Annotated in this window: 23 protein-coding genes and 1 pseudogene; 16 read left to right on the plus strand and 8 right to left on the minus strand. The window is 47.0% G+C overall.

The window, feature by feature from the left end; all coding sequences use genetic code 11:
• The first annotated feature begins 22 nt into the window (after nucleotides 1–22).
• A complete protein-coding gene (locus ACXADE_RS07885; RefSeq protein ID WP_474979929.1) occupies nucleotides 23–589 on the plus strand; it encodes a DUF4256 domain-containing protein in 567 nt (188 codons plus the stop codon).
• 43 nt (nucleotides 590–632) lie between these two features.
• On the opposite strand, the gene ACXADE_RS07890 is transcribed toward ACXADE_RS07885, so the two are convergent.
• Nucleotides 633–1,505 carry a VanW family protein gene (locus ACXADE_RS07890; protein WP_474979930.1) on the minus strand — a complete coding sequence of 291 codons (873 nt, stop codon included), beginning with the start codon at nucleotides 1,503–1,505 and terminating at the stop codon, nucleotides 633–635.
• 166 nt (nucleotides 1,506–1,671) lie between these two features.
• Between ACXADE_RS07890 and ACXADE_RS07895 the strand changes: the two genes are divergently transcribed.
• The 5 genes from ACXADE_RS07895 (at nucleotide 1,672) to ACXADE_RS07915 (ending at nucleotide 5,380) form a co-directional block, all read left to right on the plus strand.
• Nucleotides 1,672–2,268, plus strand: coding sequence for a hypothetical protein (locus ACXADE_RS07895; protein WP_474979931.1), 597 nt, complete (start codon nucleotides 1,672–1,674; stop codon nucleotides 2,266–2,268).
• A 109-nt stretch (nucleotides 2,269–2,377) separates the two neighbouring features.
• Nucleotides 2,378–3,067, plus strand: a complete 690-nt coding sequence (locus tag ACXADE_RS07900; protein WP_474979932.1) for a response regulator transcription factor — start codon at nucleotides 2,378–2,380, stop codon at nucleotides 3,065–3,067.
• Nucleotides 3,045–4,454: a HAMP domain-containing sensor histidine kinase gene (locus ACXADE_RS07905; protein ID WP_474979933.1), complete on the plus strand. Its 1,410-nt coding sequence runs from the start codon at nucleotides 3,045–3,047 to the stop codon at nucleotides 4,452–4,454. Before ACXADE_RS07900 ends, ACXADE_RS07905 begins: the two co-directional genes overlap by 23 nt.
• 29 nt (nucleotides 4,455–4,483) lie before the next feature.
• Nucleotides 4,484–4,762, plus strand: a complete 279-nt coding sequence (locus tag ACXADE_RS07910) for an RNA polymerase alpha subunit C-terminal domain-containing protein (protein WP_474979934.1) — start codon at nucleotides 4,484–4,486, stop codon at nucleotides 4,760–4,762.
• A 165-nt stretch (nucleotides 4,763–4,927) separates the two neighbouring features.
• On the plus strand, nucleotides 4,928–5,380 hold the full coding sequence (locus tag ACXADE_RS07915) for a hypothetical protein (protein ID WP_474979935.1): 453 nt from the start codon (nucleotides 4,928–4,930) through the stop codon (nucleotides 5,378–5,380).
• Nucleotides 5,381–6,184: 804 nt separating this feature from the next.
• On the opposite strand, the gene ACXADE_RS07920 is transcribed toward ACXADE_RS07915, so the two are convergent.
• The gene (locus tag ACXADE_RS07920) at nucleotides 6,185–6,904 is read right to left on the minus strand and encodes a poly-gamma-glutamate hydrolase family protein (protein ID WP_474982214.1); all 720 of its coding nucleotides are present in this window, start codon (nucleotides 6,902–6,904) and stop codon (nucleotides 6,185–6,187) included.
• Nucleotides 6,905–7,089: 185 nt separating this feature from the next.
• Between ACXADE_RS07920 and dacB the strand changes: the two are divergent.
• Together dacB and ACXADE_RS07930 are read left to right on the plus strand one after the other, a co-directional pair.
• A pseudogene (gene dacB / locus ACXADE_RS07925) lies at nucleotides 7,090–8,546 on the plus strand (D-alanyl-D-alanine carboxypeptidase/D-alanyl-D-alanine endopeptidase).
• A gap of 87 nt (nucleotides 8,547–8,633) precedes the next feature.
• Entirely contained in the window at nucleotides 8,634–9,845 is a 1,212-nt protein-coding gene (locus tag ACXADE_RS07930; RefSeq protein WP_474979936.1) for a cation:proton antiporter, read from the plus strand.
• 71 nt (nucleotides 9,846–9,916) lie between these two features.
• Here the strand turns inward: ACXADE_RS07930 and ACXADE_RS07935 are convergent, their stop codons facing one another.
• The 3 genes from ACXADE_RS07935 to ACXADE_RS07945 are packed head-to-tail and all read right to left on the minus strand — an operon-like array spanning nucleotide 9,917 to nucleotide 12,084.
• A complete protein-coding gene (locus ACXADE_RS07935) occupies nucleotides 9,917–10,642 on the minus strand; it encodes an NAD-dependent protein deacylase (protein WP_474979937.1) in 726 nt (241 codons plus the stop codon).
• A gap of 14 nt (nucleotides 10,643–10,656) precedes the next feature.
• A complete protein-coding gene (gene nfsA / locus ACXADE_RS07940) occupies nucleotides 10,657–11,397 on the minus strand; it encodes an oxygen-insensitive NADPH nitroreductase (protein ID WP_474979938.1) in 741 nt (246 codons plus the stop codon).
• Nucleotides 11,398–11,409: 12 nt separating this feature from the next.
• Nucleotides 11,410–12,084 carry a hypothetical protein gene (locus ACXADE_RS07945; protein ID WP_474979939.1) on the minus strand — a complete coding sequence of 225 codons (675 nt, stop codon included), beginning with the start codon at nucleotides 12,082–12,084 and terminating at the stop codon, nucleotides 11,410–11,412.
• A 160-nt stretch (nucleotides 12,085–12,244) separates the two neighbouring features.
• Between ACXADE_RS07945 and ACXADE_RS07950 the strand changes: the two genes are divergently transcribed.
• The gene (locus ACXADE_RS07950; RefSeq protein WP_474979940.1) at nucleotides 12,245–12,595 is read left to right on the plus strand and encodes a hypothetical protein; all 351 of its coding nucleotides are present in this window, start codon (nucleotides 12,245–12,247) and stop codon (nucleotides 12,593–12,595) included.
• 8 nt (nucleotides 12,596–12,603) lie between these two features.
• Here the strand turns inward: ACXADE_RS07950 and ACXADE_RS07955 are convergent, their stop codons facing one another.
• The gene (locus ACXADE_RS07955; RefSeq protein WP_474979941.1) at nucleotides 12,604–12,855 is read right to left on the minus strand and encodes a hypothetical protein; all 252 of its coding nucleotides are present in this window, start codon (nucleotides 12,853–12,855) and stop codon (nucleotides 12,604–12,606) included.
• A 266-nt stretch (nucleotides 12,856–13,121) separates the two neighbouring features.
• Between ACXADE_RS07955 and ACXADE_RS07960 the strand changes: the two genes are divergently transcribed.
• The 5 genes from ACXADE_RS07960 (at nucleotide 13,122) to ACXADE_RS07980 (ending at nucleotide 18,414) form a co-directional block, all read left to right on the plus strand.
• Nucleotides 13,122–14,075, plus strand: coding sequence for an ATP-binding cassette domain-containing protein (locus ACXADE_RS07960; RefSeq protein WP_474979942.1), 954 nt, complete (start codon nucleotides 13,122–13,124; stop codon nucleotides 14,073–14,075).
• Nucleotides 14,076–14,078: 3 nt separating this feature from the next.
• Entirely contained in the window at nucleotides 14,079–14,858 is a 780-nt protein-coding gene (locus ACXADE_RS07965; protein WP_474979943.1) for an ABC transporter permease, read from the plus strand.
• A gap of 155 nt (nucleotides 14,859–15,013) precedes the next feature.
• Nucleotides 15,014–16,039 carry a ribosome small subunit-dependent GTPase A gene (rsgA, locus tag ACXADE_RS07970; RefSeq protein ID WP_474979944.1) on the plus strand — a complete coding sequence of 342 codons (1,026 nt, stop codon included), beginning with the start codon at nucleotides 15,014–15,016 and terminating at the stop codon, nucleotides 16,037–16,039.
• Nucleotides 16,040–16,102: 63 nt separating this feature from the next.
• Complete coding sequence (locus ACXADE_RS07975; protein ID WP_474979945.1) at nucleotides 16,103–16,621, plus strand: RDD family protein; 519 nt, start codon at nucleotides 16,103–16,105, stop codon at nucleotides 16,619–16,621.
• Nucleotides 16,622–16,638: 17 nt separating this feature from the next.
• Nucleotides 16,639–18,414: a beta/alpha barrel domain-containing protein gene (locus tag ACXADE_RS07980; protein ID WP_474979946.1), complete on the plus strand. Its 1,776-nt coding sequence runs from the start codon at nucleotides 16,639–16,641 to the stop codon at nucleotides 18,412–18,414.
• Between the two features lie 1,064 nt (nucleotides 18,415–19,478).
• Here the strand turns inward: ACXADE_RS07980 and ACXADE_RS07985 are convergent.
• Complete coding sequence (locus ACXADE_RS07985) at nucleotides 19,479–20,789, minus strand: glutamine synthetase family protein (RefSeq protein ID WP_474979947.1); 1,311 nt, start codon at nucleotides 20,787–20,789, stop codon at nucleotides 19,479–19,481.
• A 220-nt stretch (nucleotides 20,790–21,009) separates the two neighbouring features.
• On the opposite strand from ACXADE_RS07985, the gene ACXADE_RS07990 reads away from it, so the two are divergent.
• On the plus strand, nucleotides 21,010–21,402 hold the full coding sequence (locus ACXADE_RS07990; RefSeq protein ID WP_474979948.1) for a hypothetical protein: 393 nt from the start codon (nucleotides 21,010–21,012) through the stop codon (nucleotides 21,400–21,402).
• Between the two features lie 115 nt (nucleotides 21,403–21,517).
• A complete protein-coding gene (locus ACXADE_RS07995; RefSeq protein ID WP_474979949.1) occupies nucleotides 21,518–22,444 on the plus strand; it encodes a manganese-dependent inorganic pyrophosphatase in 927 nt (308 codons plus the stop codon).
• Between the two features lie 47 nt (nucleotides 22,445–22,491).
• Here the strand turns inward: ACXADE_RS07995 and ACXADE_RS08000 are convergent, their stop codons facing one another.
• Entirely contained in the window at nucleotides 22,492–23,019 is a 528-nt protein-coding gene (locus ACXADE_RS08000; protein ID WP_474979950.1) for a hypothetical protein, read from the minus strand.
• Between the last annotated feature and the right edge of the window lie 27 nt (nucleotides 23,020–23,046).

The raw sequence follows: 23,046 nt of genomic DNA on the forward strand, positions 1-23,046 counted from the left end.
AATTAAAAGAGGAGGTTGAGAGATGTCGGCAAACCAAAAGGAACTGACTGCACAGGAAAAAGAAGAGCTCATATCCCTGTTGGAGGATCGCTTCGAGAAGAACAGTCACCGCCATGAAGGGTTGACTTGGGCGGACGTCGTGTCGAAGCTTGAGAAATCTCCGGAAAAACTTTGGTCGCTTTATGAAATGGAGCGGACGGGCGGGGAACCGGATGTCGTTGGCTATGAGAAGGATCGTGATGCGTTCGTCTTTTATGATTGTTGTAAGGAAAGTCCAAAAGGGCGGAGGAGTGTCTGCTACGACAAGGCGGCTTTGGAATCACGGAAAAAATATAAGCCTGAGACGAGTGCTGCTGATCTGGCTTTATCCATGGGTGTGGACATGCTTGATGAGCACCAGTACCGTAGGCTTCAGGAGATTGAACCGGTGGACCAAAAGACGTCGAGCTGGGTGCGTACTCCGGAAGATATCCGTTCTTTAGGCGGCGCCTTATTTTGTGATCGCCGTTTCGGACACGTCTTCCTGTATCATAACGGTGCGGAATCGTATTACGCTGCCCGCGGATTCAGAAGCTTTTTGAAAGTTTAATGAGAATTATAAAAAGGCCTGGTAGAAACCAGGCCTTTTTGTTTTAGCTGTCTTTTTCTTCTTGAGGGTGTTTGATGATGTCTGAAGAATAGATGCTAACCTTCATTTGTCCCCCATATACTCTTGATCGAATCAAAAGAGGTTGTTGATAAGGGTTTTTGAACGTGAAATCAGGCCCGTACCAGCTGACCGTTGCATCCCGTCCTTCAGGGACATAAGGAACGCGTTTACTGTGCGAATACCGTTGCAGGATTTCTACACCGGCCTTGTCTACAGAATTAAACAAGGTCGAGGACACTTGGCAGATGCCTCCCCCGATTCCTTCTGACACTTCCCCTTTTACAATCACGGGGGCTTTCTTATACCCCTTTTCAACCGTCCGTTTTCCGACAACCTGATTAAAAGAAAACACCTCTCCTGGAAAGACGACGTGGCTGTCCAGGGCTTCTGAAGCCAAACGTATATTGTGTGTACGTTCAGCATTGTTCTTGTTGAAGTAGGTGATGTACTGGCCGATCTGCTTCGTGCGGATCGTTGTCAACAGTTCGCTGTCGACCTTTGAATGGACAGGAAGTTCAGGTAATTGTATGGTAGCCTCTCCTGTGCCATGGAGGTAGCGGTGAAACTGCTCGGTGAAGGTATGACGGTCAAGTTTAGCTCCGGGCTCTCCCGGGATGATTTGTTCGTTCTCTCCGATTTTAGCCGGGATGGGTTTTTCATTGATGCTTGATTCCAAGGTGATCATGAGCTGTTCAGTCTTTTCATTATCAATAAACGGACGCCCGAAAAACTCAGCTTTGTAATCATTTCGATTTACAGTGAGAAGTTTCTCTCCATCATGAGTAATCAAGAGGTCATCCTGTTGGATCAAAGGGCCGGCGACTAGGAGACATAGCGACATCAGTACTATTTTCATTCCGATTTCCTCCTGTGGTTAGTATGGGTCGGAGGCAGACGAATCATGTGAGTCACTTTTTAGCAGGGACCCTGCCTAGAAATTTTTTGCTTTGACATTTTCCTGACTTATTTCTTCTTTAGGATATAGTTGTACCACAAAAAAACACCCACAGGAGGGTCTATTCATGAAAAATGTACTATCTAAAAAAGCAATAGCAGGAGCGATGGCGCTGGCTATAGCCATTCCAGGGATCTCCTATGCCTCAAGTACCACCGACACAGAAGGGGAGACCGTAGCGAAGCAGGAAATGGTGGAATCCAAAGAGACAGAAATCCGCAGTCTCCTGCAGTCTTATAAAAATGGCGAGCTGACCGAAGATGAAGTGATGGAGAAGCTGAGAGAGGAGAGAGGTTCTTTCTCACGACATGGCGGACATCCTTTCAAGGAAATCGATGAAGAGACGAAGCAGCAGCTTGATGAAATCAAAGAACAAGTAGAAGCTGGGGAATTGACGAAGGAAGAAGCTCGTGACCAAATGGAAGAACTAGGCCTTCCCCCGCACCCTGGCAAAGGGTTCAAAAACAAGAGGATGGATGACTTGACAGATGAACAAAAAGCCGCACTTGAAGATATTCATGAACAAGTGGAAAACGGAGAATTGTCGAGAGAAGAAGCGAAAGATCAAATGGAAGAGCTGGGTTTGGATTTCTTCAAAGGACCTCGTCATGAAGGGGCAGAAGACTCCTCCGATGACGTAGAATCGGAAGATACGGCTGTATAACGAGTAAACAGAAGGGGGGCTTTTCCTTGGGAGAAGCCTTCTTTTTTCATGATTCTTTTTCTTTTGCCTCTTCAAACCTTTATAATGAAATTCAAAGGAGACGGACGTTATGAACCGAATATTAATTGTTGAGGACGAACCGACGATTTCACGAGTCCTTAAAGCATATTTAGAAAAAAATGACTGTCAGGTGGACCAGGTATTCTCAGGAGGGGAGGCGTTGGAAGCTTTCACGAAAACCCGACCGGATCTTGTACTGCTTGATGTCATGCTTCCAGACGTGGACGGCTGGTCGATCCTGGAGGATATCCGGAAGAAAAGCTCCTGTCCTGTGATCATGTTGACCGCCCTCGGTGAAATCGACCATCGATTAAAGGGCTTTGACGGGGGAGCAGATGATTACATAACGAAACCGTTTGTAGGCGAAGAAGTGGTCGCCCGGGTCAAAGCAGTGCTCCGCCGGCCGGTTCCAACCGTTGAGGATCGCACGATGCAATTGGGGGCTTTACGGATTGATCCGGCCGCACATACGGTGGCAAAAGAGGGCAGAGAGGTGGAGATGTCGCCCAAAGACCGCTCCCTTTTTCTATTTCTCGTCCAACATCCGAACCAGACGTTCTCAAGGGATCAGCTGCTTGATCAAATTTGGGGATTCGATTATGACGGCAGTGACCGGGCGGTGGACTTATCAATCAAAAGGATCCGCAAAGCGCTGAAGCTTTCCAAAAACGATCCATTTGAAATCAAAACTCTCCGGGGAGTGGGGTATCAGTGGCGTGTACAATCCAAAGAACCGTAAAACGATCTTCTATTACTGGTCAAGAAGGTATTTGACAACCCTTTTGGTCGGCCTCGTGATCATCGCCATCCTATCCGTCGTATGGATTCGGCAGACGACAGTGGACAACCGCCTCAATTTGATGCACATTGTCGCCCAGGAAATTGCCGACCGAGTCGTCAGTACAAATGGGCGAATCCTGGCCGGACCACTGTTTGAGGAAATCCTTGCGAAACGATCAGGGGAGCTTCAAGTCGACGAGCCGCCTACAGGAATCGTCGTATCGGCAGAAGGCGAAATCCTGCTTACGAATACCCGTGGCGGGACATTCAACAACCGTGGCGACTTTTTATCCGAATCGCTATACACTGAGAGGCAGTCGACCATCACTTTGCAAGGGAACGAAGAGGCTTATGTGGTCAGTGAACCAATCGAGAACGAATCTGAAACCTTGGGTTATATCGTTCTTGTGAACAAGAAATCGGTGCTCGGCAGTCTCAATCAGGAATATCGGCTGCTCGCTGCGATGCTTGGGGGGTTGGGTATTCTTGGCTGGGTGGTCATCTACTATTTGACGAAAAAAGTATCCAAGCCTCTCATAGAGACAGCTGCAGCTGCTAAACAGGTCAGTGAAGGGGACTACAGGGTACGATTATCCGGCCTGCCAAAAGAAAAAGAGTTGGCCGATCTCGTGGATTCCTTTTCGGATATGGCCGAAAAGCTGGAAAAGCTTGAACGGATGAGGAATGAGTTATTAGCAGGCGTGACCCATGATTTGAAAACACCCGTAACATCGATCAGCGGCCTGATCCAGGCAGTGAGGGATGATATCGTAGAAGGGGAAGAAGCGGACGAGTATTTGGATTTATCCTTAAAAGAAATTGAACGTCTGCAAATGATGATCCAGGATCTTCTCCGTTTCAACCGGTACGCCTCCGGGTCATTCTCCATCCATAAAGAAGAACAAAGTTTGACCGCTGTTCTTAACGAATTTAAAAAACAATGGGACTCGCATCCATCCCATACACAGCTTCAAATGAAGCCATTGGAAAAAGACGTACGGTTCCATTTCGATGCCCACCGCCTGAAGCAGATTCTCATGAACATCGTACAAAATGCAGATCATGCGGTGACATCCTCCCGGGGGACGGTCGCTCTGGCTGTTTTTGAAGAAGGGGACCGGATCGTCATCGATATTTCTGATACTGGGACGGGAATTCCGGTCGAAGAGCAAACCCTCATTTTTGAACGGTTTTACAGGGGGGAAGCGAAGAAATTGAAAGAACGCGGGCTCGGCCTGGGGCTCCCGCTCAGCCGGATGCTTGCCAGAGCACATGGAGGCGACCTCCATCTCCATCACAGTTCCAGGGAGGGAACGACATTCCGATTATTCCTGCCAGTCGAGTAAACGTTAGTAAAGTATAGAGGAGGGGACTCATGAGCTTGAGAACATGCGATCAAGGTCATTCATTCCATAAGACAAGTGATTGTCCGACCTGCCCGGTTTGCGAACAAAAGCGAAAGCCGAAAAGCGGGTTTCTTTCCACTCTTGCAGCGCCCGCAAGGAGGGCGTTAGAGAACGAAGGTATCCATTCATTAGAAATCCTTTCTACTTATAATGAAGAAGAGATTTTGAAGCTGCACGGAATTGGGAAAACATCTCTGCCCAAACTTAGGAAAGCGCTTGATCATGCAGGGCTTACATTCAAGAAATAAAAGTAGGGATAACGCTCCATCACTAATCCTTCTTTTCTATATGAAAAGGGGGATTTTTTTGTCATCGAAAAGGATGTATGAAACAAATCCGACTCTCTTTCGTATGGAAAGGCAGTACGTCCATAGTAAACCATATCTTAAAGAATAAGGCTTAGGAGGACAATCATGAGTGAAGAAAAGCTGAAAAAATTGAGAAAAGGTCTTTTATATATAGCCTTTGTATTAACAGCATTTCTTTTGTCGTATATTCTTGCATATCTTCTCGGGTATTCACCGCTGGGATATGAGGTTAAAAAGACAGACGGCCAAACGGTTTACGTTCAATCCTACAATTCATGGGGGATGACGGAAGAATCTATTCTCTACGAACCTCCGGAAGACGAGCCATGGCAGGCAGAGGCGCTCGTGGATAAAACAGATAGACTACCCATGGAATATCACCTTTTTTTTGCATCTATTATGGTGGCTGTGTTCTGGGTGGCTGTCAATAAACGGAAAGGGATTCCGTTAAGACGGGCCCTGGTCACAGGGAGTGTCATGGTTTTTTTCGCCGGGTTATCTCTCAGCGAGCAGTTAAGCGATATTCAGGAGATTTTAGAAGGTACCTATTTGATGTGAGACGATCCCATAAGCAAGAGCTTTTCTATTTTGAATGGTGATTTTATCTTTTTTCTTAGCTCTGTTAAAGTTCAGTGTTGATATTTGCAGCAACGGATGGAAGGGATAATGAATGATAGGATGGTAAAAGGGGATTTATTCCAAGTGTCGAAACCTTTAGATCATCTCCTTTCACGATGTGACCATTGAATCTTGTTGGATTATGATTTCGAAACGGAGCCTTTCGCAAAAGAGCAGGATTGTTGAAGACTTAATTTCGAGAGGGTTCGGGGTTCGTTATCGTGTTGAGGGTCAGGGGTGGCTGGGAAGCTGCTCGCTTTCCTGTGGGGGAGTGCCGAGCTTCCTCGGGCTACGCCCTGCGGGATCTCGCCGATCTCCTTTCTCCCACGGGAGTCTCCCAGCTTCCCAACCCCCCCATTCCAAGAGGGGGTAAACGAACCCCTTTACCAACGTTGGATAGTCTTACACTATCCTGGTTGTGTAGGCATAAAACGCTATGTATCAAGATTTCCGGGTTCAAGCACCTTGGCTTGGGCGTATGATCTGTCTCATTCTTTCTTTTTTCTGAGCTCCCGGTCGTACCCACTTGGCGATTCCTCCAAAAGCTGTGCCTCCAAGACCTTGTGAAGCGCCGGGGGAGAAAAGGAGCGGAGCACGATAGGCGCAAGTTTCAGGTACAAAGGTTAAAATCATCACGGTGACAGCTGTGGTTATCTTATGGGAGAGAAAGACACCAAGAAGAGTGGGGACATTTTTGCACATGCTACCATTTCAAGCAAGATCGAAAACCCTCGTCCTTGTTCGCTATCTTTCCGCTCGTTCGTGCTTTTCCATGGCTGTCTTTATGGCCTGGATATACTTACTGAACGCAGTTGTCTGATTCGCAGGGTCTTTCCGTGATGAATAACTTATATCCCCACCTTTATAAAAAGCTTTCCGCTGGCCACGGGTGATTTCCAGTTGAACACCCTCCCCTGAAATTGTCCGGTTTGTAAAGTTATCAGGATGATCCCCGTCCAGATGCTCCGGAGCCTTCTCTACGGTAAATCCTTGCCGCTCCAATTCATGTATTATCTTTTCTCCAAGCGCCTGGTCCCTGCCGCCAATCAGTGTTTTCTGTTTGTCTCCAGCTGCTCCATGAATGGCGATATGATTGTGTGCTTTCTCAACCATTTGGAGCGCATTTGGTTCATCGAAATGTGTAGAAGTAATGTGCAGGTTTCGGAAATTGTCAGAAGCCAGCCGTCCTTTGAAGGTGTAGAACGGATAAGACGTTCCGGCTATCGCCTCCACAAGGTTTGAGGTCGTTTCTTCGATCCCACCTCCATGAATCGCGCTCACAAGCCAACGATCGTCCCCTTTTTCACTTGTGACCACTTCCCAGTCTTCCCCTTCCTGATATACTTCCTTCAGTTCCTGAAAGGAACAAAAGCGATCGTCGGAGCAGCCTTCCGTTTTTTCGTCCTGTTGACTCCATAACAAAAACAGTCCCCCTGTAACGATTAATAAAATGAGTACGATCATTTTTCCCACGCAGCAACACCTCTTTCCTCTGTACTTTACCAGGGATGAAAGATTCTCTCTACGAAAACGTTTGAAAGTCTTTGAAATGATTGGAAACATGCAACCTTGGATGAAGGCTCGCCTGCTAGGGAACCAATAATAGGAAAGTAGTGCAGAGGAGGGCTTGTTTAATGAAGACAAAGCGAATGCTGGTGTGTCTGGCTTCCTTGATCGTCCTGTTCGGGGCATTTGTCTTACATAAGGAGGGGCGGGCGACAAACACGGCCACGTTCCAAGAAAAGATAGAGCAGGTGCTGAGGGATGAACGTCTGAAAGGTGCGATTACCGGCATCAGTATTCGGCATGGGGACTCAGGGGAAGTGGTGTATGAAAAAAATGCCGACCTTCGTCTTGTTCCCGCATCCAATACAAAATTGTTTACGGGTGCCGCTGCTCTCGGTGTTCTGGGGCCTGAGTATACATTTGCCACCGAGGTGTGGGTGGACGGAAACTTGAATCAGGGGCGTTTGAACGGCCACCTATATTTGAAGGGAAAAGGAGATCCTACATTACGGACAGAGGACCTCGATGAAATCGCCTGGAAGCTTAAAAAAGCTGGCGTTCATGATGTGAGCGGTGGCTTGAAGGTGGATGATACGTGGTACGATGATGTCCGTTTGTCCGAAGGCGTTCAATGGGCGGATGAATCTGCTTATTACGGTGCCCAAATCTCTGCCCTTACATTATCTCCAGATAAAGATTTCGATGCAGGAACTGTTATCGTCAAAGTATCTCCTGGCAAAGAAGTTGGTGCGTCTCCTCATATCACGATGATCCCGGAAAACACTTATGTTCAAATCACCAATGAAGCGACTTCCACATCGGGAAGCGAAGGAACGGATCTCCATATCGAGCGGAAGCACGGGACGAACGAAGTGGTCGTAAAGGGGGGATCGCTGTGGATGATCCTTTTGATCATACGTGGGTCGCGATTTCAGAGCCGGCGGGACTCGTGGCCGAACTTTTTCAACAATCTCTGGAAAAGTATGGCATTCACATGAAGCAGGAGGGGTATGCAAGGAAGGGAACACCTGAAAAGGCCGAACGGCTCGTCGTCCACCATTCGATGACGCTTGATGATCTTTTTCAACCCTTCATGAAGTTCAGCAACAACGGACATGCTGAGGTACTCGTCAAGGAGATGGGAAGAATCGTTCACGGAGAGGGAAGCTGGGAGCAAGGACTTCAAGTGGTAGAGGATGAACTGCTAAACCTGGACATAAAGGTAGATGCGATGCAGATGAGAGATGGATCAGGTCTTTCGCGGTCCAATTTAATCCCCCCTCATCAATTGACGCAGTTGATGTACAGGGTGCAGGAGGAGGAATGGTTTCCGGAATTCTTCCAATCCCTGCCGACAGCGGGCCATACCGACCGGATGACTGGCGGGACGCTCCGGTCAAGGATGAAGGGGACGGCAGCGGAAGGCAAGGTCCATGCCAAAACCGGTACGCTTGCCGATGTATCTTCATTGACGGGCTATGTAACGACAGCTGATGAAAAAACGTTGATCTTTTCCATTGTGATCAACCACGCCCTTGCTGACGATGTCAAAGAAATTGAGGACAGGATCGCCGTGCTGCTGTCCGAGCATCGATTTTAAACCCATGACTTCTTCTAAGAATGAAGGGTAGACGGACGGATTTAAGGGTAAAACTAACAAGAAGTTTCCATTTCAGGGAGGGTTTTCATGCACGGATTTCATGAAGTATTCATCCAAATATTATTGCTGCTTGCTATATCAGTTACCGTGATCGCGATTGCTAAATTATTGAAGGAACCCGATTCTGTGGCACTCGTCCTTGTGGGACTCGTTCTCGGACTGACTCAGCTGCCTTTTATCGAAGAAGCGGAGAGTTATATTACTCAATCAGAAGTTTTCCAGGCCACCGTCATATCACTGTTCCTTCCAATTCTGCTCGGGGACGCAACTTTGAAATTACCGTTCCATCATCTTTTCTCACAAAAGAGGACCGTTATGGGACTCGCTTTTTTAGGGACATTCCTATCGTCCCTCAGTATCGGCGCAGCTACCTATTTTTTACTGGATCTGCCGCTCGCTGTCGCTTTCACATTCGCCGCACTCATGAGTGCGACGGATCCCATCAGCGTCCTGTCCATTTTCAAGTCGCTCGGGGTGAAACAGAAAATGTCGACGGTCATGGAAGGGGAATCGCTTTTCAATGACGGGATCGCGGTCGTGCTTTTCAAGATTGCGAGTATCTATCTGCTGACCTATATTGAGATGGGATGGGCCGGTCTTGGCAGCGGAATTTTCATGTTCCTGAAATTCGCTGTCGGCGGAGCTTTGATCGGATTGCTGCTCGGGTACATTTTTTCACAAGTGATTCGAATTTACGACGATTATCCATTGGAAGTCGCGTTCAGTGCCTTATTATTTTTCGGCAGCTACTTCATTGCTGAACATTTTCACACATCCGGGGTCATTGCAGTTGTCGTCGGTGGATTCGTCTTTGGTGATTATGGGGCGAAGGTCGGGATGTCCAAACAGACAAAGACCAACATCAATACATTTTGGGACAGTATCACATTGATCGCCAATGCCCTGATCTTTCTTATGGTCGGTCTTGAAATCCGCAACATCGATTTTTCCGGCAACTGGGGCTATATTATCGGTGCGATTGCCATTGTGCTCATCGGACGGACGATTGCCGTTTATATCGGTACCGGCTGGGTGAAGGAAATCTCATCGAAAGAAAGAATCCTGATCAACTGGGGTGGTTTAAGAGGGAGCCTTTCCATCGCGCTTGCCTTAAGTCTGCCGATGGAATTCGAAGGAAGGGAACAAGTGCTTTTGCTCACTTTCTCCGTCGTTCTCTTTTCCCTGATCGTTCAAGGCCTCACCCTGAAACCACTCATCAAAAAACTCGGGCTTGCATAATTTCCAGTTACTGGTGTACCAGGTCATACAGAAAATGGAAAAACGCCTCCTTCACGAAAGGAGGCGTTTTTTTATAGGTTTTCTTTTAGTTTAGTCAGGAACGTCGTCAAGTCTTCGTGAACCACATAGTCGAAGAGATGATCTTTTTCGGTCGCTTCATTATTGATCATAATCGATGTCGTGTTCTCCTGCTCAAAGGCAAGATACGGCAGCAAGTTGAAAGGGGTCACAAAAAGGGAGGTCCCCATTACAATCACAAGGTCGGACTCCTGAATTATCTTTTCTGCTTCCTCATGTGCCGTAATCATGTCACCGAACAACAGGACATCCGGCTTGAGCACGGACCCACAGTCATCACAAATCGGTACGGGCACTTTCATAACATCATCCAGAGAATAGGATGTGCCGCATTGTGGGCAGCTGGAACGGTTCAAGGTCCCGTGGTATTCAAGAACATTTGAACTTCCAGCCAGGGAATGGAGCCCATCGACGTTCTGGGTGATGATGGATACGTCCCGGTCCTCTGTTTCCAAATCCTTGATGAATTGGTGAACCGGATTCGGCTGATAATCTTTCAACAGTTTCATCCGGAAGATCGCTTTGTACTTTTTCCAGAAATCCTCAGGATTGTAGAAGAAATAATCGGTGGACATGTAAAACTCACGGTCATGGTCTTCCGTCCACAGGCCTTCACTGGAACGGAAATCCGGAATGCCGCTAGCCGTCGATACACCAGCGCCGGTCAACACTGTAATCCGGCGGGCGCTTTTAATATGAAGGGCGATCGTTTCATGCATATAGAGTCCCTCGCTTACTGTTTATTGAAGCCTTTTTTCTTCACGACACTCGTCACATCCATCCGCATCGGATTGGTGAAGCGCCGAAGCATCTGGTCCGTCCATGAATCGTTTCTTGTGTTGGTCTTGCGCGCTTTGTAGTAGGCGGCGATTTTTTCATCGAACGCTTCCAGTTCCTGTTTGTGTTCTCGGTTGTATTCATTTTCGAAATAAACCGCCGGCTTCGGAAGCCTTGGTTTGCGTTCCGGCTCATGATCGGGCTCACCAAGTACCATGCCGAAAAGGGGGAGGACGTGCTTCGGAAGTCCGAGTATTTCATCCACTTTGTCCAGCTGGTTGCGGATACTTCCGATGTAGCAGATGCCAAGCCCCATTGACTCCGCAGCAATGGCAGCATTTTGAGCAGCAAGTGCCGCATCGATAGCCGAGACGAGAAAGTGTTCACTGTTTTCCAAATTGGCGAGCATTTTTTCATAATCTTCGGAGGAAGCATGGAGCGTATGACGGTGCAGGTCGGCACAGAAAATTAACAAGTGGCCATTATCTTTCACATAAGCCTGACCTGAGATCTCAGATAGCTGTGCTTTCTTTTGTTCATCGGTGACGCCGATAATCGTATAAGCCATCATATAGCTTGAGGTTGAAGCCTGCTGCGCGGCAGAAAGGATCGTGTCCAGCTGCTCCTCGGTAATGGGTTTGTTTTTGAATTTACGGATCGAACGATGGTTCAATATCGTTTCTATCGTCTCGTTCATGAATCGGCCCTCCTATTTATAGATCCATTGTGTACGGACAAGCTCTTTGCTTTCGATGTCCGTTGGATCGTCACTGGTGATTTGAATTCGTTCTCCATCCATAAAAGTAACAGAATGAATGCCATATTGATATTGATTCGGTTTTGCAAGCAGGTGTTCTCCGCCTGGTTCAAGCTCTGCCGGTTCTAGTGTATCAAGGTTCATGACTACGAGCTGATGTTTGGAAGCTCCTTCATAGTTCCGCTCGAAAAGGAAGGCGGTGTACTGCCGGTCGGGAGACATCTGTTGCCCCACGAGTTCACTAAGATCGCTCATGAGGAACGAATGTTTTTGTTCGAAATCAATCATCAAGTGGGAACATCTTTTTTTATGGCAGGCGAACTCCACCAAGTATTGGTGTTCGTTTATTTTTGAAAAAGGAAGAGCATTCAACAGCTTCTCCGGTTGTTGATCACTTTGTATGTAACGGGAGAGGATCGGGTAATCCTTGGTTGTAAACGGGTAGGAGGCGCCGGTAAGCGTCAGCTGCATATCGTCCGTTTGTTTCTCTTCTTTATCCCCTTTCGTGAACAGCCCGGCTTCCTCCACAACGTCCGCCTCGGCAGTATCTTCAGCGCCAGCTTGGGAGCTGCACCCTGCAGCAGCCAGCAGCAGAAGGATCATCCACCTATTGGTTATCTTCATCATGTCGTTATCTCTCCCTTGATCTCCTCTTTTCTAAAGGATACCATAACAGTTTCCTATCTATGAGCATAAAAAAGTTTTACAAAGTTTATCCTTGTTTTTGAAGGATTAACGATTCCGTGAAAAGAAATATAAATTTATAGAAAAAAGTGAGGTGGGGGTAATGGGAGAAGTCTACAGCTTCAAAGGTTTTCAAGAAAAGAAAACGAATGGGAAAAATAAAGAGGACGCCCAAAGGACCGTAGCGATCTACCGCAGCGTTGTTTATTATGTCCATCACTTTATGGAAGGGACGTATGACCATCCAATGGAGCATTTAACGACCAATTGTGAATTGGCTGTTGTGTTTGAAGGGAACCGGACGAAATTCCTGGAAGCATATGCGGCTCTCCTTCAGCATTGGGGAATTGCGGATACGTCGGATCAGGAATGGGTGAGACACAGGGAACTGGAGAAATTCACGACGTTGGGAGATTTGTGTATGTATATTGAAAAAAGGGTGAAGAGCCTGTAAGACAATGATCACTCATGTCTCACGGCTTTCACCCTTTTCATGTTAACGATTCCTACATATAGTTGGGTTAACCCGAGTCCGAACAATAGAGGAGCAACACTTGTTACAAGCATCGTACTGATACATGTCTGTACGATTCCGATAGCCATTAACATCAAATACTTTTCTGTTTTGAAGCTTACATAAGAGCCGATAAGTGTGCCGATACTGATGATCAGAAGGGCAGGCATCAACCAGGGATACAACTGCGTAAGTTCCATGGGATTCACCTCCTGTTTATATTCTGAAAATTCTTATTTTAATGATCTTATCATGCTGGGAAAGCATGAATCAACCGTGAAAACCGTCTAGTTTTGACTGGTTTTCTGTGGGGGCAAAGTGAAAGATACCCCGTGTGTAATACTTTGAAACCTTTCTGCCAAAGAAATTAGGATTAGAAATTTTGTTCGCCTGATTGCTTTTCCCATGACCTCGTGAGATGAAGAGGGTCAGGATATAGTAAAGGTATGAGACTGGAGGAATGTTCATGAATGGAAAAATTGTGGTGGATCAACTATCCAAAACGTTTAAAAAAGGGCATGTCGAAGCTGTGAAGAATGTTTCATTCCAAGTAGAGGAAGGAGAGTTCTTCGCTTTTCTCGGACCGAACGGTGCTGGGAAATCGACGACTGTGCAAATTCTGACCACTCTCATAAATGCGACAGGTGGGAAGGCGGAAGTAGCCGGTCATGACGTTTGCAAAAATCCTGAAAAAGTCAGACGTCACATAGGGGTGGCTCTCCAGGAAACAGGAGTTGATCCTGACCTTACGGGAAGAGAGATGCTTGAACTGCAAGCTTTCATTTTTGGCTTTCGAAAGGAAGAAGGCAAAAAACGTGCGCAGCAGCTTTTGGAGATTGTCCAGCTGACCGAAGCAGCAGGTCGCCGCATTGGCAATTATTCAGGAGGGATGCGCAGACGTCTCGATCTAGCATTGACACTCGTCAATGAACCGAAAATTCTTTTCCTGGATGAACCGACGACAGGACTCGACCCTTCTAACCGGATGGCCATTTGGGAAGAGCTGCGGCGACTGAATGAAGAAGTGGGGACAACGATTTTCTTGACGACTCAGTATTTGGAGGAAGCAGATGCCCTCGCGCATCGAATCAGCATCATCAATGATGGAGAAATCGTAGCGACCGGGACCCCGAAAGAATTGAAAGCACAAATCGGCAGTGACTTGATCACCCTGACCTTGAAAGAATCTGACAGACTGGACGAAGCTTTGGGTCTATTGCGTTCGACCATGAATGACGTCGATGTGATCAGCCGTCAGGAGAAAGTGCTCATCTACGTGGAAGAAGGAACAAAGCAGCTGCTTGAAGTCATCCGTCTTTTCGATCAGGAAGCTATTGGAATTGAGGATATCCAACTCTCATCCCCGACATTGGATGATATATTCCTTAAAATAACGAGTGAAAAGAAAGGAGGGGAATGAACGATGGGAAACCCTCTATGGAAAGATACGTGGATTATGACGGTAAGAAACATTAAAACAACTGTAAGGAACCCCTTTTCGTTCATCCCCAATTTGATTATATCGGCTTTCTTTCTCCTCGTTTATGAAGGTGGGTTAAGCGGAATTTCCCAGCTTCCGACTTTTGAAGGTGCGAATTACCTGGCTTTCATCCTGCCGGTTTCCATCGTATCTGCAGCGATCGGCGGGGCCGGTGGAGCGGGACAGAGTATCGTCAAGGATATTGAAAATGGCTTTTTCTCACGACTGCTGCTGACGCCGGCTTCGAGGCTCGCGATCGTACTCGGACCGATTATTGCCGGCATGCTGCAGCTGGTCGTGCAGACGCTTTTGATCATTGGCATAGCCTTTTTACTCGGTCTGGAAGTGGTGACCGGGGTTGGTGGTCTCTTGTTTGTGCTGCTCATTGCTGTCGGATGGGGACTTGCATTCGCCGGTTACTCGGCAGGCGTCGCGCTCCGAACAGGCAATGCCCAGGCCGCTCAGGCGGGGACGTTCATCTTTTTTCCGCTCATTTTTCTCAGTACGACGTTCGTGCCGTATGAGCTGATCGATGCGCAGTGGTTGAAGATCGCAGCTACTATCAATCCTACGACCTATATTTTTGAAAGTATGCGGACAGCTCTCATCGATGGCTGGTTATTCTGGGATTTGATGCAAGGGGTATTCGCCATCCTCATCGTATGTACCATTACTATAACTTTTGCTGCCGTTTCTGCGAAAAAAGCGGTTTCCCGCGGATAAATATGAGTCAAAAGTGGGGTTTTCTGATATAATAGGTACCATCAAAAAGTTAGGAGTGATGTTTTATGGCAAATGTAACGAACCAATCTTACAAGCAACCCATCAATCACGGAGGACATCACTCGTAACGTCCTCCCAAAATCAGGAGGAATTTAATGAAACGGAACGATTTATCAGATTTTTTCAAACAGCAGTTGAATGAAGAAGAACAGGTCGGGAGAGTGACACGTCTGACCCACGGACTTTATACTGTCGTCGGTGACGATCAGGAGCGGAACGGAGAAGTTTCGGGCAAATTTCACCACCACGTTCAGCGAGACGCAGACTATCCGGCCGTCGGGGACTGGGTCGTATTTGAACCTTATGATGCAGGTGAGCGTGCGAAAATCCATCGCGTGCTCAATCGGCGGACAGCTCTGTCCCGAAAAAAAGCGGGAGGGAGTCACCAGGAGCAGATCATTGCGGCGAACGTCGATCGCGTGTTTATCGTCACCGCCTTGACCCAGGAATTCAATGTGCGACGAATCGAGCGGTATGTACAACAGATTTATGAGAGCGGGGCAAGTCCTGTCGTTGTATTAACCAAAAGGGACTTGTGCGAAACGGTGGATGAACAAACAGCTGAAGTTGAAAGTGTTGCCCCAGGTGTTCCCATTTATGCTGTCGATAGTTTGACAGGCGCAGGTATTGATGAACTTTCAACTGAACTCCGAGTGGACGAGACGATCTCCCTCGTCGGCTCTTCAGGTGTCGGAAAGTCAACACTCATCAATCATCTCCTGGGTATGGAGAAACAATCCACCCAAGGCGTACGCGAAGAAGACCAGCGCGGACGCCATACGACGACACATAGAGAACTGTTTGAACTGCCGAACGGAACATATATGATTGACACGCCAGGCATGCGTGAATTGCAGCTTTGGGGTGGCGCTCTAGAAGAAGTCGACCAGACGTTTGCGGATATCGACAGGTTGAGTGCTTCCTGTAAGTTCAGAGACTGCAAGCATGAGCAAGAGCCGGGATGTGCGGTGAAGCAAGCCATCGAAGAAGGCGGGCTCGAGGACGGTCGGCTGAAAAGCTACAATAAGTTGAAACGGGAGCTGAAGCGTCTTGAGTTGAAAGACCGGTACGGGACGCATCGCACAAACCGGATGCTGCACGGACCGAATGCGATCAAGTAGGAAAAAGAGGGGCCGGTTTCGGTTCCTCTTTTTTTTCTATATTCTCTCAATGGGGGGGATGGCATGTTGTATGCACCTTTTACACGGCGGATGTATGCTTTTCTTTTGGATTACCTTCTCATCCTTGCCTATGGCGTGTTCGGCGTAGGTACTCTTGCCTTCGTTTTTCAACCTTATGTTTTTCCACTGTTTACGAGTCATCCATTCATCGCTGAATCCACAGGTTTTTTAATGATGACCCTACCTGTATCCCTCTATTTTATTCTCTGTGAACAATCTAAATGGCAGGGAACTTGGGGAAAGAAGAAAGCGGGACTACTTGTAGTGGACGATCGCGGGAATCCCATAAGCATCTTTCGTTCCACCTGCCGTACAGGAATGAAGTTTCTTCCTTGGGAGGTGGCTCATTTTTCCATATGGCAGGTGAGGATGCCTGGCTACGTATCAGAGGTGGTTCTATATGTGCTGTTCATCCTTGTTAATCTAACCATTTTAATTTTTTTAACGTATCCATTTCTAAACACTGAGAAGAAAAATGTGTATGACCGCTTGGCAGGTACAGGCGTAGTCCGAAGATTATAGAAGCAAAGGAAGATTGTATGCCAGATTGGTCTTATCATGTTATGTTCAAGCCTTGGCTTTCAAAAATATCCCCTGTAACTTCAAGGGAATTTATCCATAAAACTATGAACCGGATCGCTACTTTTCCGGGGGGAAGTAAACTCATTCATCTTCTGGGAAGGGAAGAGTTTTCGGAAAAACTCGTAACTTCTATAGGCGGCGAGTCTTTCCCCGGTCCCGTCGGATTGTCCGGGAAAATTGATCCAAGGTTAACCGGTACAAAAGCATTCAGTAATCTGGGCTTCAGCATGATTGAAGTGGGACCTGTAACAATGGAACCACAGCATACAGCTGTTCCTGAAAGGAAAGAAGGGTGTCTTTTTATTCCTGACCACGGAGAAGCGATCGGTCTCGAGGCAACGGTTCGCCGTCTGAAAAAGATGGATGCATCCATCCCTTATCTCTTTCATTTGCATGGATCCGGTGAGGAAATCATAAAAATGGCACAGACTCTTCAGCCTTTTCATGGGATGTTCAGTGTTTCCTATCATGATTGGGACATTCAGCTCGTAGATTCCCTTTCTAAATGGAAACCGGTTTTTATTAGAGTGCCCAGTAGCCACGTCTCTGAAATCGAACATGTTCAAGGGGCTGCAGGAATTGTATTAGAAGAATCCGGGAAGGGCCGAGATCAGGATCTGCATCTCCATAAAGAGGCATTGAACCTGCTGCAGGACGATGATGTCATCACAGTCGGTGGAGTGGAGGAACCTGACGATGCGCTTGCTTTGTACGAGTCGGGAGCAAAGATGGTGCTGCTATCTTCTGGTTACGTGGAAGCAGGGCCGGGCTTGCCGAAACGGATCCACGAAGCCCTGCTTGATGAAGGGTCCGAAGAACACGAAGGAGAAACAGGATGGATGTGGTATTTCCTGTTCGGGCTCGCGGTTTTTCTGGGAGGTTTCCTTGCTTTGCTGTTCAGCTTGACCTCAGTGATTCTCCCTTACGATGAAGCCTTTCTCGGTATATCCAGGCAGGAGTTGCTGCTGTTCAATGAACGTATTCTCTGGTTTATGGCCCACGATCGCATGACCTTGGCGGGGACCATGATTTCCGGCGGACTGCTTTACATGTGGCTGGCTAGGTTTGCTGTTTCAAAGGGAGAGAGATGGGGGAAGCAGGCCATTGATTTTGCCGCCATCGCAGGATTTTTAGGCATTCTCTTTTTTATCGGATACGGCTATTTCGACTGGCTGCATCTGTTATTCTGGATCATCCTACTGCCTCTTTATATCACAGGGTGGGTCAAATCCCGTGGCTTGTCTGGAAAGCCCTCATCGACTAACCGGAAAAATGATCGTACATGGCTTCTCGGCGTCTATGGCCAATTTTGTTTCGTTGCCCTTGGTTTTTCCTTCGTGCTTGGCGGTATAATCATATCCTATATTGGAGTCACAGGGGTCTTTATTCCGACGGATGTCGAGTATTTGTGCATGCCGCCTGAATTGATTGAACGCTTCAATGACCGATTGATTCCTGTCATCGCTCACGATCGCGCTGGGTTCGGAAGCGCCCTATTCAGTGTCGGTTCGCTGGTCCTAATGAGCGCGTTGTGGGGATATCATCAGGGAAAGCGCTGGTTTTGGTGGATGTTTCTCATTGGTGGAATCCCCGCCTTCGCCGCTGGGATTTTTGTTCATATCATGATCGGCTATACAACATTCATTCACCTGCTGCCCGCTTATATTGCCCTGTTCTTTTATATCGCAGGCTTGATTCTTTCCTATCGTTATCTTATGAGAAGGCTCAGTTAAAGTTTAGTGTTGATATTACTGAAAAAAAGGAACTTCCAATTTTATGGAACTTCCTCGTTTTATAGTTGGCTTATTCAACTAAAGCTCCCTTTTCTTGAAGACTCAGCTTCGAGATGTTTGTGTGGGAGTTAGGGGGCTGCGGGGGATGACTCGCTTTCCGCGGGAGCGCGGTGAGCCTCCTCAGGCTTACGCCTTGCGGGGTCTGACCCAGCACTCTTTTCCTTATAGATATCCGGTTTCTGCGCCTAGCGGCTAGTGAGACTTCCCTCGCTTCTGTACGATAAGTCAACATCGAATCCCTTCGTTCTTCGTGTTTCCTTTATCTCCTCCAGCTCAGTCCATACGCCGCTGAACGAGGCGCCTGGACACTTAAGATAGGAGTCTCGCCATCCCCCTCCGCCCCTTGGCTAGATCAGGGTCTCGAAACCCTTTCATGAATCATCAGCTATTCTATTTGGTGAGATACTAAGGATCATACGCCCAAGCCAAGGTGCTTGAACCCGGAAATCTTGATACATAGCGTTTTATGCCTACAAACCAGGATAGTGTAAGACTATCCAACGTTGGTAAAGGGCTTCGTTTCTCGCATGATCGAATGGGGTGGGTGGGAAGCTGCGAGACTCCCGTGGGAGAAAGGAGATCGGCGAGATCCCGCAGGGCGTAGCCCGAGGAAGCTCGGCACTCCCCCACCGGAAAGCGAGTAGCTTCCCAGCCGCCCCTGGCACTCAACACGATAACGAACCCCGAACCCTCTCGAAACGGAGTCTTCAACAATCCTGCCATTTAGCGAAAGGCTCCGTTTCGAAATAATAATCCAACAAGAGGAGAGTATCTAAAGGTTTCAACGCTTGGAAATGAATTCCTTTTTATTATCCTATCATTCATTGTCACTTCCATCCGTTGCTGCAAATATTAACACTGAACTTTAACAGAGCCTATGAAAAAATAAAAAAGGTCGTCCTCATGCAGGGTGACCTTTTGGGTGGAAAAGAGAGACTCGCGCCAGAACGACAGACGCACAAAAAAGCAGCGCCCCTTAATGGAGCGCTGCTTTTTTTTCATTCTTACTTGTTCATATATTTATCGATTTCCCACTTGCTGACTTGCAAGGAGTACTGAGTCCACTCATCTTCTTTGTCTTCGATATACGCATTGGCTGTGTGGTCGCCAAGTGCATTCAGAAGAACTTCGTCTTTCTTAAGAGCAGAAAGAGCTTCTTTCAGGTTTGTAGGAAGTGTTGGTACACTGTCGTCCTCAACTTCGTACAAGTTACGGCTCTCAGCTTCACCAGCATCATAGCCGTTACGGATACCTTCAAGACCAGCCTGGATCAATACCGCAAGTGTCAGGTAAGGGTTCGCTGTCGGGTCCGGGTTACGGACTTCGAAACGAGTACCTTGACCACGTGTTGTTGGTACACGGACCATACAGCTACGGTTGGAGTGAGACCATGCGATACTTACAGGTGCTTCATAACCAGGAACGAGGCGCTTATAAGAGTTCACGTTCGGGTTCGTGATCGCTGCAATCGCGCGAGCGTGGTGAAGGATTCCTGCGATGAACTGTTTCATTGTTTTAGAAACGCCATCTGCGGCATCTTCATCGTAGAATGCACTGTCGCCATCTTTGAATAAAGAAAGGTGCGCGTGCATGCCGGATCCGTTTTCGCCTGCGATCGGTTTCGGCATGAATGTTGCATGGTAGTCATGGTTGGTTGCAATATCCTTCACGACATTTTTGAATGTTTGGATATTATCTGCTGTTTTCAGCATGTTATCGAAACGGAAGTTGATTTCGTGCTGCCCCATTGCAACTTCGTGGTGGGAAGCTTCCATTTCGAATCCGAATTTTTTCAGTGTACGTACGATGTCACGACGTACTTTATCACCTTTGTCCTTAGGTGAAGCGTCGAAGTATCCGCCGCGGTCGTTCATTTCGCGAATCGGGTACCCATCTTTGTCCAGTTTAAATAGGAAGAATTCTGGTTCTGGACCTACGTTTACGGTATAGCCCATGTCTTCTGCTTCTTTCATTGCACGTTTCAGGATGTAACGAGGGTCTCCTTCGAATGGAGTGCCATCCGGCTTGTAGATATCACAAATGAAGCGCGCGCTGCGATCTTCATCGACCAAAGAAGGAAGTAGTAGGAATGTATCTAAGTCTGGGAAGAGATACATATCACTTTCTTGGATATCAGAGAAACCGGAGATGGAAGAACTGTCGAACATCGCCTCATTTTCAAGGACCATATCCAATTCTTCAGCCGGTAGTTCTACATTTTTCGTATCTCCATACATATCAGTGAATTCTAGTAGTAGGAATTCTACATTATTTTGTTCAACTTCCTGCTTAATTTGCTCTTTTGTGTAAGTCATACATTACCCTCTCTTTAACTATTTTTTATGAGATTTGTATCCGGAATCTTGCTTGGATATGTACCTCACTTTTTCTTATGTAAGGAATTCTAACACATAGTGTAGACAAATCTCAAATGTCTTTTAAATAATTTCCCTGATTTTTAATACGTAAACCTCCAATTCTGCAAAAATATCAGTTTCCTTACATAAGGTAGAAGAGAGGGGAGGCGTTCGCTTAATGTTTGAGAAAAAACTAGCATTCATGCAGGCTGGAGCCATATTCGGCTATTTGATACTTCTATCATTTGTTACCGTCAAGGTGCAGGCAAATCTCTATGTGACGGAAAATTTTTATTTTTATATTATTTTCTCACAATTCGCTTATGTTCCAGTTGGATTGTGTCTTTCGTTTCCAGGCTTCTTCAGTAATCGGCGTAATGAAGGGACCTGGAAGTGGAAGAAGCGGTATTTCTTCTTATTCCTGATTCCTTCTTTCTATATCCTTTCGGTGCCTTACCTTATCCCATTGGGGTCGCTGTTTCCTTATCCGATGATTACCAATCCATCCGTAAGTGCGGTCCTCCAGGTGATCTTTGGATACTACTTGTTAAAAGGGTTTGAAAAAGGATAATTTCTTTTCCATATGAAGGGAATGGCAGGAGAAGATGGACTCTGACTGCAATCTATTTTATAATCGAGACGGATAAGAGATCCTACATACCCTTGATAAAGAAAGGAAGATTTTTGTGAGCAAAACATTGATTTTCGGGCACAAGAACCCGGATACGGATACGATTACTTCTGCTCTTGTTTATGCAGACTTGAAGAAGGCCCTCGGTGAGGAAGTAGAGGCTGTCCGCCTTGGAGAGGTGAATGGGGAAACGCAATTTGCATTGGATCATTTTAATGTCGATGCCCCTCGCCTAGTGGAACGCGTATCGGATGAAGTGGAACAAGTCATCCTCGTCGACCATAACGAACGCCAGCAGAGTGCGGAAGATATTGATGAGGTACAAGTGCTAGAGGTCATCGACCACCACCGCATTGCCAACTTCGAAACGAAGGGACCTCTTTACTACCGTGCGGAGCCGGTAGGATGTACAGCTACGATCTTAAATAAATTGTATAAGGAAAAAGGACAGAGCATTTCCAAGCCGATGGCGGGGTTGATGCTGTCCGCAATCATTTCTGATTCCTTGTTGTTCAAATCCCCGACATGCACGGATGAAGATCGTCAAGCAGCAGAAGAGTTGGCTGAAATTGCAGGGATAGACGCTCAAGAGTATGGATTGAACATGTTGAAGGCTGGCGCTGACATTAGTGACAAGACGGCAGAAGAATTGATTACGCTTGATGCGAAAGGCTTTAATATGGGAGATAAGAAAGTAGAGATCGCTCAGGTGAACACGGTCGATACGGATGATGTACTTTCCCGCAAGGCTGAGCTTGAATCTGCGATTGAAAAAACGGTGGCTGAAAAAGATTTGGATTTGTTCCTTCTTGTCGTTACAGACATTCTGGAAAGTGACTCCACTGTTGTTGCGGTAGGTAACGATACAGCAGCGGTTGCGGAAGCCTTTGAAACAGACCTTGATGGGAATCAGGCTGTTCTAAAGGGTGTTGTTTCCCGTAAGAAACAAATCGTCCCGCCATTGAACACGTATTTTGCATAAAAGAAAAGCGAACCCTCATGAGGGTTCGCTTTTTTATGTGTTCAATTTTAGGAAAGGTATTTCTTGTTGAAGTTGGAGAGGGCCTTTGTCAAAGCACGCATCTTTTGTTGGTCAGCGACTGAAAAAGACTCGTGATCTACAATGGATCGTACGTTTGCCTTTAATTTTTTCAATTCAGCAGCCATTTCCTCCGGCGGGACCGGTCCTTCGTTCTCAAAAGAAGTCTCTGTCAAAATCGAGCGGAGTGTGAACAATTCGTTCGTGTAATCACGGAACCAGCCTTTTTCCAGTTCACTAGATCGTTCAGCTGCGTGCAGCAGACGCTGATTGCCCGTCAACTGTTGAAGACTGCGTGTGAGAAGGCGCGGGGTGTATTTGTTCTCAGCTTCTGATTCTATATGGAAGGATTCGAAAGACAGGGTCACATCTTCGAGGCGAAAGGGAAGTTCAGCTACAGCAGAGGTGGCGGCTTTCGTCGTGAATGTGTCAATCTCCGTTGTCCTGGAAGCTTCATACCAAAGGGAAGCGAAGAAAAGGCTGGTCAGAAGTAGGACGCTTGTCAATATTTTGTACATGGCGAGATCTCCTTTTCTACATATCTT

The organism is Halobacillus sp. ABR2_026 (assembly GCF_056158545.1).